We start from the raw sequence: 13597 nt of genomic DNA on the forward strand, positions 1-13597 counted from the left end.
ATAGGTCGAGTGACACGGGATTCGCCGTGCGCGAACCTTCCGCCAATCGGTAAGGTTTTGCGTGAGGGCCAGTGAAGTTGGAACAAGACGCCAGTCTGCGTCCGGAGCGAATTCTGGACCTCTCCGAACGTCTGAGCTCTGTCGCCGGGGAAAAGATCGGCGAGATCGCCCGCGTCAATCGGGCCGCCAAGATGCTGGCGATCAACGCCCTGATCGTCGCGGCCCGGGCCGGCGAGGCCGGCAAGGGCTTCGCCATCGTCGCCGAGGAATTCAAGAAGATCTCGACCGAGATCGATGACGTCGCCGCCGCCCTGGAGAGCCAGGTGCGCGCCGACCTTGATGAACTCACCGCCATCGGCGGCGCGATCCTGGGCCACATGCGTGGCCAGCGCCTGGCCGACCTGGCCCTGAACGCCATCGAGATCGTCGACCGCAACCTCTATGAACGGACCTGTGACGTCCGCTGGTGGGCCACGGACTCGGCCGTGGTCGCCTGCCTCGATGCGCCGTCGCCCGAGTCGGTCCGCCATGCCAGCCAGCGCCTGGGCGTCATCCTCGACGCCTATACCGTCTATCTCGACCTGTGGATCTGCGACCCCCACGGGCGGGTCGTGGCGACCGGGCGGCCCGACCGCTACCGGGCCGCGCGCAACAGTTCGGCGGCGGACACGACCTGGTTCCGCGAGGCGATGAAGACGGCATCCGGAGATGACTTCATCGCCTGCGACATCGAACGGGTCCGGGCGCTTAATGACGCTCCGGTCGCCACCTATGCCACGGCGATCCGCGAAGGCGGTCAGAGCCAAGGACGGATCCTTGGCGTTCTGGGGGTCCATTTCGACTGGCAGCCCCAGGCCCAGGCGGTGGTCGACGGCGTTCGCCTGACCCCCGAGGAGCGCGCCCGATCCCGGGTCATGCTGCTGGACCAGAAGGGCCGTGTCCTGGCCTCGTCGGACGGCCGCGGCGTCCTGACGGAAGTCTTTCCGCTCAACACCCGCGAGGGTGAGATGGGCAGCTATGCCGATGGCGACCTGACCGTGGGCTATGCCCTGACCCCGGGCTATGAAACCTACCGGGGCCTGGGATGGTACGGCTGTCTGGCCCAGAGCAAGGCTTTGACCTCAGGCGGTGAAGCCCTGGCAAGATCCGTGGCGGCCTGATCGACCCTAGGAGCGCAACTTGGCCCGCACCTCGGCCAGGAGCGTGCTCGCCTCGCCCTTGCGCCCGCGATCGGCGACCTCACGTCCCGGCCGGGCCGGTGCCGCGAGCGCCCGTTCGAGCGCGGCGGCTGCACCGCCATAGTCGCCCTGCCGCATCAGGAAGTCGCCCTGGAAGAAGTTGGGATCCACTCCACGAGGATTGGCGGCCAGAGCCTTGGCCAGGTAGGCACGGGCCTTCTTGGCATCTCCGAAACCGACCGGAAATCCGGGCACCTGGGCATAGAGCGAGCCCAGACTGGTATAGACCGAGCCGTCACCCAGGGCAGACGGGTTGATCTTCTCGGCGCGCTCCAGCAGGCCTTTCGCGGTCTTGGCCAGGGCCAGGCCGCCCAGGCCGCCCTTGGCCCCGGCTTCCGTCGCCGTGGAAATGGCTTCCCAGACCAGCGGCTCGGCGCGGTTGGGATACTGGTGGGCCAGGGCGTCGGCGTCTGCAGCGAGCCTGGCAGCTTCATTAGCCTGGGCGGCCTTGTCCTTGACCTCATAGTTCACGTGAGCCCAGGACCGGGCCAGACCCTCGACCCGTCCATCAAAGGCTGCGTCGGCGGCGAGGGCCGGCAGGGCGAGGGTGCCGATGGCGGCGGCGACGGCGAGCATTGGAAGCGTCTTCATGGGAACTCCAGACAGTCAGTTGGCAAACAGCCGCGCGGCCTTGCGGTCATTGGCGGACAGGGCGCGGTCGATGAGTTGCGGGAAAACAGCGTTGAGACGCACGAACAGGCTCTCGGGAAAGCCGAAATAGACGTCCTTCCTCCGCCCACGGATGGCCTCAATAATGCGACGGGCAATCAGCTCGGGCGGATCCATGTTCATCTGGGTCAGCTTGGCGAATTCCATCACAGCCGGCGTGTTGAGCGCCGTCCTGACCGCGCGGGGCGCCACATAGGTGACCTCAAGTCCCGAGCCGGACAGTTCCCGTCGCAGCGCCTGGCTGAATCCTCGAAGTCCCGCCTTGGCGCTGGAATAGGTGACGAAATGGGCGAAGTTGATCGAGCCGAAGATCGAGCCGACATTGACGATCTGTCCGCGCCCTCGTGCCTTCATACCTGGCAGAACGGCCTGGGTCAGGCGCACGGGTGCAACGAGATTGACCATGTAGCTGGCCAGAAGATGTTCGGGGCTCTGCCGTTCAAAAGGTCCGAAATGCTGAATTCCGGCCAGATTAATGACGATGTCCCAGTCCTGGCCGGTGATCGCGGCGGCGGCCGCTTCGACGCCCTCTACAGTCGAAATGTCATGCTGCAGAAACTCCGTGCAGGTGGCCGGCGCTGCGCGGTCCAGTACGACGACTCGTGCGCCCTCGGCCGTCAGTTGGGTGCCGATCAGCGAACCCAGGCCGCCCGAGCCGCCCGTGAGCAGGATGGTCTTGCCGCTAAACATGGGCCACCGCCCGGTCATGCGGAATGGCGCGGAAGACATTGGCGAAGCGCGTGAAGATCGCCGAGGCGACCTCGATAATCGCCGCCTGGTCGTCCGGGTCTTCAATCTCGTCCATCAGCTTCTGGAAGAAGACCAGGTGTTCCATGTCCAGCGCGCCATGCGAGGTCAGGTAGCTGAAGCATTCCGGACCCAGATTAAGGTTCCTGGCGACGGCTTCGGCACCCTGGGTGGCCAGGCGCACACTGGTCCCTTCCAGCACAAAGACCATGCCGAAGAAGCCCATCGGATTGACCTTGGCGATGTAGTCATAGGCAAAGTCGACCATGTGCTGGGTGGCCTCGCGCGGCAGGCCGTTGCGCACGGCCTCGGCGTCGCCGCCGCAGTTGCGGATGTCGTTGAGGATCCAGGCCTCATGGCCGGTCTCTTCGGCAATGTACTCGTCCAGCGCATGGCGGAAGCGGTCATGGGCGTCATCGAGGCGCGCCCTGGCGGCCTGCATCAGAGGCACCGTGTGTTTCACATGGTGATAGGCCTCGGTCAGATAGGCGATGTAGGTCTCACGCGAGATCTGGCCGGTCAGGCCGTCCTGGATCTGCGGAACGCTGGCCAGGGTCTGCTGGCCCTCGACGGTGGCGGCGACCAGTTGGGGAAAGAAGGTCAAGGTTTGGTGCTCCTGCTCAAGAGGCTTGAATGAAGTCGCTGTGACGCGACAACAGGACCGCCCGACGGGGGCGGCCATTGTTGGTGAGTTCACCTTCGGCGGGGTCGAAGGGCGCGCGGACCTGCCAGCGCTTGACCTGGGCGTAGTCGGGCAAGGCCAGGTTGGCGCGGGCCACGGCCTGTGCGACTGCGGCCTCGTCCATGTCGGGGATCAGCGGCACGATCAGGGCTCCCAGCGTGGCTTGGGCCTCGCCGAACACCACTGCCTGGCGGATCTCGGGCTGGGCCAACAGCTCGCTCTCCACCCACTCGGGCGCAACATTGCGACCAAAGGCGGTGATGATGGTGTTGGTCCGCCGACCTTCGATGCGCAGGAAGCCGTCGGCATCCAGGCTGCCCAGGTCGCCGGTATGGACTGCGCCCTGGTGCGGTTCGCGGCCGGCATAGCCGAGGAAGGGTCGGGGCGAGACAATGATCTCGCCCTCGGCGTCAAGGGTCACCGACAGGTGCGACAGGGGCTTTCCCACCGCCCCGGCCTTACGGGCTGACGGGGTGTTGAGCGCCACAACCGAAGCGCATTCGCTGAGGCCGTAGCCCTCATAGACCGGCAGGCCCAAGGCCTCGGCCTGTCTCAGCAGCTGCGACGACACCTTGGCACCGCCCACCGCCACCAGGTTCAGGTCGGGGAAGCGGGCCCCGGTGAAGGTCATCACCATAAGGAGGGCGCGCAACAGCTCGGGCACGACGATCAGGCTTGTGGCGTGTTCGGCGGCGATGGCCTCGGCCAGGGCGGGAAGGTCGGGACGGAATGGATTGTCGAGGCCCAGCTCGGCGGCGGGCAGGACGTGATAGCGACCGCCGGCCAGCAGGATCGGATAGAGCCCGGCCACATTCTCCAGCAGGATCGACAGCGGCAGCAGCGGCAGGTGCAGGCCGGCATAGTCGGCACCGATGGCCTCGACCAGGGCAGCGGCCGTGGCCTCCATCTGCTCGAGCGACAGGCACACGCCCTTGGGCTGGCCGGTCGAGCCGGAGGTATAGGTGATCTTGGCCGTGCCGGTCGGCAGGGTCACAGGCGCGGTCGCACAGGGCCAGACCGCGATGGATGTGCCCAGGATCTCGAACGCGACGGTCCCTTCCGCCTCTTCAACCAGCAAGGTCGCACCGGCATCGGCAAGAGCGTGCTCGCGCTGGGCCGGGGTGAAGAAGCCCGGCAGGGGCAGGCTGGGCCAGCCCAGACGGATCAGGGCCAGGTCCAGGATTACCCAGGCCGGACCATTGGCCAGCCGCACGGCGACCGGCGCACCGGGACGAACCAGGGGTGCAAAGGCAAAGAGCGCCGTCGCGACACGCTGGATCTCGGCCTCGAGCTCGGCATAGGTCAGGGACAGGGCGCGCGTGCTCAGGGCGATGGCCCCGGGCCTGTCGAGGGCGTGCCGGGTGATGGCGTGCAGAACCCGGCTCATCCGATCAGCTCCGCAGGCCAGGCGGGATGGAGTCTTGGCCGGATGTCCGGAACCTCCGGCGACTCGACCATCAGCATCTGGGTCAGGGCGGGGAGGGCGGGCGCTATGGCACCGACCATCACCTCGGGGTCGCGATTGTAATAACCGCCCCAATCAGCGGCACCGTCACCCAGCCGGCTGGGCTCGGCGCGAGTCAGGGCCTGGGTGGCAAAACCGACGCGGGCGAAGCTGCGGCGCAGCTGACGGGTGGCGGTCGCAGCGGCGTGGGTGCAACCCTTGTGGTGCAGATGGAGCGCCAGGGCCAAGAACAGGAACAGGGACGCCCCGGTGCTTTCAGACGCCAGGCTGCCGATCTCGGCCACGGCGGCGCGGTCCACCGCTTCGCCGGACCTGCGGTGGATGGCCGCCTCGATGGGTTCGTCCAGATACTGCTCCAGGAACAGTGCGCCGTCGTCGGCCAGACGAAAGCCCACCGCGCCATGGATCCGGCCCTGGCCGTCCTGCACGCTCATCAGGGTGGGATAGTGGGCCCGGATTGTGCCGTTGAAGGCCGAGGCATAGGCGGCCTCGATATAGGCTTCGACCCGGCGGCGCTCGGGCTGCATCAGGGAGTGGAGCGAAATTACCCGGGGCTCCACCGAGGTGAAACGACGCACGCGGTCGGCGTCGAAGCGGAGGCTGCCGCGCGGGGCACCGTCGTCGAGCATCATCACTTCCAGCAAGGTCGATCTCCGAACTCTGGCGGGCGTCTCATCGCCCTTCGAGGAGCCATGACGACGCGCCGGCCAAACCTCCTCAAAGGAATGAGCCAGGGGATTGCGATTGCGCGGGCGGGCGGCATCGGAAAGACTGCAAGCGTCTCCGGATTCCCCGGTGGGCGATAGGCCGATGGGCCCCAGGAGCTCAGGTCACGGCCTTGGACGACAGTGACGTCCATCCCTTGCTCGCCGCCTATCTCGAACGGCGCGAGGACCTGCTGCGCCATTTCCGCGTTCGGCTGCGGTCCGAAGAGGCCGCCCAGGATCTCGTGCAGGACATCTATCTGAAGATCACGCCGCCGCCGGCCGACCCCATCGACAACCCCGTCGCCTATCTCTACCGGCTGGGCACCAACCTGATGCTGGACCGCCTCAAGGCCCAGCGACGGGCGGTGAAGCGCGAGACCGAATGGCGGGGCGCCAATGTCGACATGGTACAGGGCCAGGACGCTTCCGCCGAGCCTGCCGCCGACGACGCCGTGGCCGCACGCCAGCGCCTGAACCAGATCATCGAGGCCGTGAACGAACTGCCCCCGGCGGTGCGCGAGGCCTTCCGCCTGCACAAGCTTGAAGGCCTCAACCACGCCGAGACTGCGGCAGCCATGGGGGTCTCGAGATCCAGCGTGGAGAAGTACATCATGACCAGCCTCAAACGCATCCTGGCCAAGGTGGGACGATGAGCTGGTTCACGGGTCGAAAGAAAGTTTGGAGGCACCCGGGGCTTTGTGGCGTCAATACGGCAAGCGGGGCGACGATGCGCCCCAGGAGCGACGATCAGGCATGACCGGCCAAGGCGGTTCAAAGACGAGCGAGACCCTGCGCGACGACGCCGTCGCGTGGCTGGTGCGCGTGCAGTCGGACCAGGCCACGGCCGAAGACTGGTCGGCCCTGACCGACTGGCTGGAAGCCTCCGAAGATCATCTCGCCGCGTTCGAGGCGGTCGAACGGCTGGCCGCCGAACTGAGCGAGCAGGCGGCCGACATCACCCCTGGCCTGACCCTGGCCCCGCCCAAGGTGGTTCCCTTCCGGCGGCGCGCCTCGCCGCCCGCCTGGTCCGCCCTGATCGCCGCTGCGGCAGCGATTGTCGCGCTCGTGACGGGTCCGACACTCTGGCGGTCCTATCAGGGCACGCCGACGGTCTACGAGACCAGTCCTGGCGAGACACGCCAGATCGCCCTGGCCGACGGCACCAGCATTCATCTGGACGCCGCCTCCAGGCTGACCGTGCGTCTGGGCTGGCGGACACGTCGCGTGGAGATGGCTGACGCCCAGGCGACGTTTGACGTGGCCAAGGATCCCGGCCGGCCGTTCCTGATCGGCGTCGGCGACCAGCAGGTTCGCGTCGTCGGCACCGAGTTCAACATCCGGCACTTCGACAGGGCCGTGAAGGTCACGGTGCGGCGCGGCATCGTCGAGGTGCGGCAACCGTCCCTGGGCTCTGGGCCCGTCGCGCGACTGGTCGCCGGACAGGCCCTGTCCCATGCCGAAGGGACAGGACGCTCGATCCAGACCGTTGCCGATCCGAGCGCGGCCTTCGCCTGGACCCAGGGACGACTGGTCTGCGACGACGAGACCCTGGGCCAGATCATCGCCGACCTGAACCGTCGTTACCCTACCCCCATCCGCGTGTCTGACTCCGTGGCCAGGCGACGCTTTTCCGGCGTTCTCGAACTCGGCGACGAGGCGGTCGTGGTCCAGCGCCTGGCGGGTTATTTCTCTCTCACCGTGCATCGCACTGGCCGTGAAATCGAACTACGCTGAGGCGGTCTTCGATTTCGGAGGGAGTGGTCTTGCGATCTGACGCGTGGCGGCGCTGGGTGCTGGTCCCGACCGCGACCTGCGCGATCGGCTTCTGCGCAACTGCGTCGGCGGCGGAGCAGACCTTTCTTTTCGATATTCCGCGCAAGCCGCTGAAGGCGGCCCTGATCGATCTCGCGATCCAGGGCGGCGTCTCGATCAGCACCCAGGCCGCATCGAGCTGTGCTGCCGACAGTCGTCTCCTGCGAGGGCGCTATAGCCTGAAGGCCGGGCTGGAGGTCCTGCTGGCGGGCACCGGCTGCGGCTTCCGGATGATCGACGCCCATGCCGTCCAGATCGTGCGCCTGCCGCCCACCCGGGTCGTGGTCGAGCGGCCCAGTGCAACGCCCTCGGGCGAGCCATACCAGGGCTTGCCGGAACTGGTGGTCCTGGCCACGCGCCGTCCGACGCCTGCCGATCGATTGGCCTATGCCGTCAGCGCCCTGGGCGGCTCGACCATTGCTGGCCAGGGGCTGCGCGATGTCGGCGACCTGGCCATGGCCGTGCCGTCGATGACGGTGACCAATCTGGGCGCGGGCCGGAACAAGATCATGCTGCGCGGCCTTTCGGACGGCCCCCTGACCGGCCGCACCCAGGCGATGGTCGGGCTTTATCTCGATGACACGCGCCTGACCTATAATGCGCCCGACCCTGACCTTCTGCTGATCGACATGGCCCAGGTCGAGGTCCTGCGCGGCCCGCAGGGCGCGCTCTATGGCGCGGGCTCGCTGGGCGGCATTCTGCACCTCGTCACCGAGCCGCCAAACCCTACCGGCTTCGACAGCTGGGTTTCGGGCTCGGCCGCGACGACAAAGGACGGTGCCGCGTCGGGCCAGGCCTCCGGCCTGGTCAACCTTCCCCTCTTCCAGGGGCAGGGGGCCGTTCGGTTCCTGGCCTATAGCGATATCCAGGGTGGCTATGTCGACGACGCCGGCCTCGGGCTGAAGAACGTCAATCGCACGGTCCGCTCCGGCGCGCGCCTGTCACTGCGGCTCGATCTTGATGAGCGCTGGACCCTGACCGCCGGCGCTGTGGGGCAGGCCATCAATGCCGAAGACACCCAGTACGCCCTGGCGTCCGAAGCGCCCTATACGCGGCACAACCAGATCCGCGAGCCGCACGACAATGACTTTGCCGAGGTCCATCTGGGTCTTCGGGGCGATCTTGAAGGAGTCGAGGCGCGCTGGACCGTCTCGGCCGTTCGTCACGACATCACCAGCCGCTATGACGCGTCGTCCGCCCCGCCCGTCAGCCTGCCGCCTGGCCCTGCGGCCTTCGACGACCAGAACCTGATCAAGGGACAGGTGATGGAGGGATCCCTGGTCTCTTCCGTGGATGGACAGATCCAGTGGCTGGCCGGGGCGTTCCTGGCCCGCACGCGCCAGGACAATGATCTGGCCCTGACGCGGCTGGCAGCACCCGCGACGCCGGTCTTCGCCGAGGCCCGCCGCGATGCCCTGGACGAGGCGGCGCTGTTCGGGGAGGCGGTCCTGCCCCTCGGCCCGTCGTTCAGTGCCACCCTGGGAGGGCGGCTGTTCCTGTCCAGGACGCGGGTCGTCAGCGTGGTCAGCAGTCCGGCGCGGCCGCCGTCGGTCTTTGACGGCAAGCTGTCGCGCTCCGGCTTTGCGCCCAAGATCGTGCTGACCTACGCCCTGTCGCCGCACGCCCTGGTCTATGCCCAGGCTGCCGAGGGCTATAGGGCAGCGGGCTTCAATACGAGCGGCCCGCCCGGTCAGGTCTTCACCGGAGACGGCGGGCAGCCGCGCCGGGTCTATCGGGGTGACGAACTGTGGAGCCTGGAGCTCGGTGCCCGGTTGAGCGCCCTCGACGGCCGGGCCCGCCTTCACGCCGCCCTGTTCCAGACCACCTGGAAGGACATCCAGAGCGACCAGCTGCTGCCTTCCGGACTGGCGTTCACGGCCAATATCGGTGACGGGCGCAATCTGGGGCTCGAGCTGGAGGGGACCTATCAGGTCGGGAGACTGAAGCTGGGGGGATCCTTCCTGATCAACGGTCCCGAACTGGAAAATGCCAATCCCGCTTTCCCGGCCCGCAGCGACCAGAGCCTGGCCGGGGTGCCGGGCCGCTCGGGCGGAATCACGGCCCACTATGACTGGAGCCTCTCGGATGAGGTCAACCTCGAGCTCGACGCGCGCTATGCCTATGTCGGACATTCGCGCCTGACCTTCGATGCCGCGACCGCGCCGACCATGGGCAGCTATGGCAGCGGACGACTGGCCCTGGGCCTGGCCGCGCCGCGCTGGCGCCTGACGGCCGCGCTCGACAATCCCGCCAATGCCAGGGGCGACACCTTCGCCTATGGCAATCCCTTCACGCTGCGCCGGACCCACCAGATCACCCCGCCCCGACCGCGCACGCTCTCGCTCACTCTGCGGGTTGACCGTTGAAGGCCTAAAGGGGCGCGATCAGTCCGGTGTGTTTGGCACAGTGCGGCACTGGGGCGCGCAGGAGCGGGCCAGAGGTCGTGACGTTGAAATGGGAGAATGGCGCACCCGACACGATTCGAACGTGTGACCTTTGCCTTCGGAGGGCAACGCTCTATCCAGCTGAGCTACGGGTGCTTCCGCCTTGCGGGGAACGGCCTCTTAGCCCAAAGGCGCGGGCGGCGCAAACGGGCTTATCGGCCGGTGGCTATTCTCCCCCCAGATAAATGAAGCGGGCAATGAACAGGGCGGCCAGCAGGTAGAGGAGCCAGTCGCTGATCCGCGCCTGACCGCGCACCAGCTTCAGGACCGCATAGCTGGTGATGCCGAAGGCCAGGCCGTTGGCGATCGAAAAGGTCAGGGGGATGGTGATCACGGTCAGGAAGGCGGGAATGGCCACGCAGGGGTCCTCCCAGTCGACCTCCTTGAGGGCCCCGATCATCATGGCCCCGACCAGGATCAGGGCAGGGGCCGTGGCCGCTGCCGGAATGGCCTGGACCAGCGGGGCGAAGAACAGGGTCGCCAGGAACAGCAGGCCGACGATCACCGCCGTCAGGCCCGTCCGTCCGCCGGCCTGAACGCCCGAGGCGCTTTCGATATAGCTGACGACCGTGCTGGTGCCGGCCAGGGAGCCGGCGATCGTGGCCACCGAATCGGCGGTCAGGATGCGGTTCAGGCGCGGGATCGACCCGTCGGGCGCGACCAGGCCGGCCTTCTTGGTCACCGCCACCAGGGTGCCGACATTGTCGAACAGGTCGACGAACAGGAAGACGAAGATGATCTCGGCCATGGCCATGCCCATGGCCCCGTTCAGATGCAGGGCGCCGGGGATGTCGAGCTGGAAGGCGGTGGCCGACAGTTCGGCGAGGCTGTAGCCGCCGGGGGCGACCTTCGACAGGCCCATGAGGGCGCCGGCCCCGGCAATGATCAGGATACCGATCAGGATGGCACCCTTCACGCGCCAGGCCATCAGGGCCCCGATGACCAGCAGGCCGGCCAGGGCCAGAATCGCGGTGGGCTTGGTCAGGTCGCCCAGGGCCACCGTGGTGGCCGGATTGGCGACAATGATGCCGGCCTCTTTCAGACCGATGAAGGCGATGAACAGGCCGACGCCCGCGGCCACAGCCGAGAACAGGGGCCGGGGAATGGCCCCGACGATCAGCTGGCGGATCCCGGCCACGGTCAGGATCAGGAAGGCGACGCCGGACAGGAAGACGCAGCCCAGGGCCGTCTGCCAGGGCACGCCCATGCCCAGCACCACGGTGTAGGTGAAATAGGCGTTCAGCCCCATGCCGGGGGCCAGGGCGATCGGATAGTTGGCGATCAGCCCCATCAGGATGCAGCCGATGCCGGCCGAGATGCAGGTGGCGGCGGCCACGGCCGCCACGGGCATGCCGGCCTGGCCCAGGATCGCCGGATTGACGATGACGATATAGGCCATGGTCAGGAAGGTGGTGAGGCCTGCGAGGGCCTCGGTCCGCAGTGTGGTGCCCTGGGCCTTCAGCCCGAACTGGCGTTCCAGAAAACTCATCGACTAGTCCCCCCAGACCCAAGCCCTGGAGATTGTCCAACCGTTCGGGGAACGCAAGGGCCGAGCGAGGGTCCGGCCCGCCTGGGCCCGCCCACGCCACCAAACGGGCGTTGCTGCCGGCCCGGCGAGCAGATCGGCAATGCCCGGCAGGGTTTCCCTAGTCGCGGGTCGGATCGGCGGCGTTCGGATCGCCATAGGTCAGGGCCAGGAAGACATCCTCCAGATCCGGGTCCTCGGTGGCGATGTCGCGAATTCGCAGGCCCTTGGCCCGCACCGCCGCCAGCACCTGTTCGACGCTGGACTGACCGGTGCGATAGCTGACCGAAAAGGCCCCGCCGGCCCGGATCTTGGTGTCGAACCCCTCCAGGACCGGTGCCTCGCTGACCGGCACCTCCGGTGTGACCACGACATTGCGGCTGTCCATGCGCTGCAGAAGCGTGGCGGTCGGCTCGCAGGCCACGACCTCGCCGCGATTGACGATGGCGATCTGGTCGCACAGCTCCTGGGCTTCCTCGAGATAGTGCGTGGTCAGAACAATGGTCACGCCCTGGGCGTGCAGGCCCTTCACATAGCTCCACAGCTGGCGGCGCAGCTCGACATCGACCCCGGCGGTCGGTTCGTCGAGAATCAGTACCGGCGGCTGGTGAACCATGGCCTTGGCCACCATCAGGCGGCGCTTCATGCCGCCCGACAACTGGCGGACATAGGCATTGGCCTTGTCGGACAGGCCCAGGGCATTGAGGAGCTCGTCGGTCCGGCGCTCGGCCTTGGGCACGCCATACATGCCGGCCTGGACGTCGAGGGACTCGCGGGGGGTGAAGAAGACGTCGGTGGCCAGTTCCTGCGGCACCACCCCGATGGCAGCGCGGGCATCGCGCGGCCTCTGGTCGATGTCGCGGCCCCAGATCTTCACCGTGCCGCTGGTCTTGCGGGTCAGGCCGGCCAGGATGTTGATGAAGGTCGACTTGCCGGCCCCGTTGGGCCCCAGCAGGCCGAAGATCGAGCCGCGCGGCACCTTCAGGTCGATCCCGTTCAGGGCGCGCTTTTCGGGCGAGGTCTTGGTGGCAGCATAGGTCTTGAACAGGCCTTCGGCTTCGATGGCGTAGGCGGGCAGGTCCATGGAACGTCCAGACAGGTCCCGGGCGGGACGGAAGGGTCAAAGCGGCTCCCGCAAGGGAGGATAGAAAGGGCCGGGCACGCGGCTTGAATTGACGACAGCGCGACGGGTCGCATAGGTATGCCTGCATCGCCGCCAAGCCAAGGCCGCGTCCAGACTTCAAGGGTTTTCCAACATGGCGCGCAAGGCCAAGACCGCAACCGCCACCGCTCCGACGGCCGTCGAGGTCGCCGCGACCGAGATCGGCGGCTTCCCGGCGCCGGAAACCGTCATGGTCCGCTCGCACCGCATCGCCTGCGAGGGCGTCGGCGGGGCGCTCGGCCATCCCCGGGTCTGGCTGGAACTCGGCGCAGCGGGTTTTGTCGACTGCCCCTATTGTGACCGCCGCTTCGTGGCGGCCACGGCGGACGGCCATGATGAAGCCGGGCACCTGGCCCCGGGCGTCTATGAAGGCGGCGGCGGCCACTAGGCCTTGTCCGACGAGATTTCCTCCGCGCACCGCGCCGAAACCCTGGCCGAGGCCTGGGCGGCGGCTGAATGGCCCCATGAGGCCCCGGTCCTGCGCGCCATCGCCATGCCGTCCGACACCAATCCCGAGGGCGACATCTTCGGCGGCTGGCTGCTGTCCCAGATGGACCTGGCGGCGGCCTCGATCGCTTTCCACCGCGCGGCCGGCCGCTGCGCCACCATCGCCATCGACGGCATGACCTTCATCAGCCCGGTCTTTGTCGGCGACGAGGTCAGCCTGTTTGCCAAGGTCGTCCATACCGGTCGCACCTCCCTGAAGGTCGGGGTCGAGGCCTGGCGCCGCCGCCGCGACGCCGAGCAGGCCCACAAGGTCACCGAAGGCGTGTTCACCTTCGTGGCCATAGACGAACACCGAAAGCCGCGACCCCTGCCTTAGTCGGTTCGCACACTTGCCCCCTCCTGACCTGCTTCGCAGGTCGTCCTCCCCCGTAGGGGGAAGACGAGGTTCGCGCCTTTCATCTTCCCCCTGCGGGGGAAGACGGCTGCGCAGCAGCCCGTAGGGGGCAAGTCTGGCGGACACAGGCTTTCAACCTCACGCGATCACTCGCTGAAGGGATGGAAAGGGTCGCGGAGCGTCCGGACGACGTCCGGATGAGAGATAGAGATTACCGTTTCGACGAAGCCGTGCGCTCCGCGTCACCGTTATCCGTCAGCCTCCCGCCAGGTGGCCCTGTTGAGGCCTTACCGGGACCCGGACCC

General features: G+C 67.5%; 13 protein-coding genes and 1 tRNA gene. 6 read left to right on the forward strand and 8 right to left on the reverse strand.

Annotated elements, in window-relative coordinates; translation table 11 throughout:
* Positions 1-71: 71 nt before the first annotated feature.
* Positions 72-1160 (forward strand): methyl-accepting chemotaxis protein, encoded by a 1089-nt coding sequence (locus ACW17U_RS18770; RefSeq protein ID WP_492054346.1) that lies wholly within the window; start codon positions 72-74, stop codon positions 1158-1160.
* A 6-nt stretch (positions 1161-1166) separates the two neighbouring features.
* On the opposite strand, the gene ACW17U_RS18775 is transcribed toward ACW17U_RS18770, so the two are convergent.
* Genes ACW17U_RS18775 through ACW17U_RS18795 form a run of 5 tightly spaced genes read right to left on the reverse strand, consistent with a single transcriptional unit; the run spans position 1167 to position 5436 of the window.
* On the reverse strand, positions 1167-1829 hold the full coding sequence (locus ACW17U_RS18775) for a tetratricopeptide repeat protein (RefSeq protein WP_492054347.1): 663 nt from the start codon (positions 1827-1829) through the stop codon (positions 1167-1169).
* A 15-nt stretch (positions 1830-1844) separates the two neighbouring features.
* Positions 1845-2597: an SDR family NAD(P)-dependent oxidoreductase gene (locus tag ACW17U_RS18780; RefSeq protein ID WP_062150105.1), complete on the reverse strand. Its 753-nt coding sequence runs from the start codon at positions 2595-2597 to the stop codon at positions 1845-1847.
* Entirely contained in the window at positions 2590-3258 is a 669-nt protein-coding gene (locus ACW17U_RS18785) for an iron-containing redox enzyme family protein (protein ID WP_492054348.1), read from the reverse strand. The genes ACW17U_RS18780 and ACW17U_RS18785 overlap by 8 nt, the downstream gene beginning before the upstream one ends.
* A 16-nt stretch (positions 3259-3274) precedes the next feature.
* Positions 3275-4723, reverse strand: a complete 1449-nt coding sequence (locus ACW17U_RS18790) for an AMP-binding protein (RefSeq protein ID WP_492054349.1) — start codon at positions 4721-4723, stop codon at positions 3275-3277.
* Positions 4720-5436, reverse strand: coding sequence for a thermostable hemolysin (locus ACW17U_RS18795; protein ID WP_492055765.1), 717 nt, complete (start codon positions 5434-5436; stop codon positions 4720-4722). Before ACW17U_RS18795 ends, ACW17U_RS18790 begins: the two co-directional genes overlap by 4 nt.
* 203 nt (positions 5437-5639) lie before the next feature.
* Between ACW17U_RS18795 and ACW17U_RS18800 the strand changes: the two genes are divergently transcribed.
* From ACW17U_RS18800 to ACW17U_RS18810, 3 genes are all read left to right on the forward strand, one after another.
* Positions 5640-6161 carry an RNA polymerase sigma factor gene (locus ACW17U_RS18800; protein ID WP_492054350.1) on the forward strand — a complete coding sequence of 174 codons (522 nt, stop codon included), beginning with the start codon at positions 5640-5642 and terminating at the stop codon, positions 6159-6161.
* Positions 6162-6261: 100 nt separating this feature from the next.
* Entirely contained in the window at positions 6262-7242 is a 981-nt protein-coding gene (locus tag ACW17U_RS18805) for a FecR family protein (protein ID WP_492054351.1), read from the forward strand.
* Between the two features lie 29 nt (positions 7243-7271).
* Positions 7272-9686 (forward strand): TonB-dependent receptor, encoded by a 2415-nt coding sequence (locus tag ACW17U_RS18810; protein WP_492054352.1) that lies wholly within the window; start codon positions 7272-7274, stop codon positions 9684-9686.
* Between the two features lie 97 nt (positions 9687-9783).
* Here the strand turns inward: ACW17U_RS18810 and ACW17U_RS18815 are convergent.
* The 3 genes from ACW17U_RS18815 to ACW17U_RS18825 all read right to left on the reverse strand — a co-directional run bounded on the left by ACW17U_RS18815 (position 9784) and on the right by ACW17U_RS18825 (position 12373).
* Positions 9784-9860: transfer RNA gene (locus ACW17U_RS18815), tRNA-Arg, on the reverse strand.
* A 70-nt stretch (positions 9861-9930) separates the two neighbouring features.
* Positions 9931-11253 (reverse strand): NCS2 family permease, encoded by a 1323-nt coding sequence (locus ACW17U_RS18820; RefSeq protein ID WP_492054353.1) that lies wholly within the window; start codon positions 11251-11253, stop codon positions 9931-9933.
* A gap of 157 nt (positions 11254-11410) precedes the next feature.
* A complete protein-coding gene (locus ACW17U_RS18825) occupies positions 11411-12373 on the reverse strand; it encodes an ABC transporter ATP-binding protein (RefSeq protein WP_492054354.1) in 963 nt (320 codons plus the stop codon).
* 172 nt (positions 12374-12545) lie between these two features.
* Here ACW17U_RS18825 and ACW17U_RS18830 point away from each other — a divergent pair, with 172 nt between their 5' ends.
* The gene (locus ACW17U_RS18830) at positions 12546-12839 is read left to right on the forward strand and encodes a zinc-finger domain-containing protein (RefSeq protein ID WP_492054355.1); all 294 of its coding nucleotides are present in this window, start codon (positions 12546-12548) and stop codon (positions 12837-12839) included.
* A 3-nt stretch (positions 12840-12842) separates the two neighbouring features.
* Positions 12843-13274 (forward strand): acyl-CoA thioesterase, encoded by a 432-nt coding sequence (locus ACW17U_RS18835; protein WP_492054356.1) that lies wholly within the window; start codon positions 12843-12845, stop codon positions 13272-13274.
* Positions 13275-13597 lie beyond the last annotated feature (323 nt).

Source organism: Caulobacter sp. AVps16 (genome assembly GCF_058681455.1).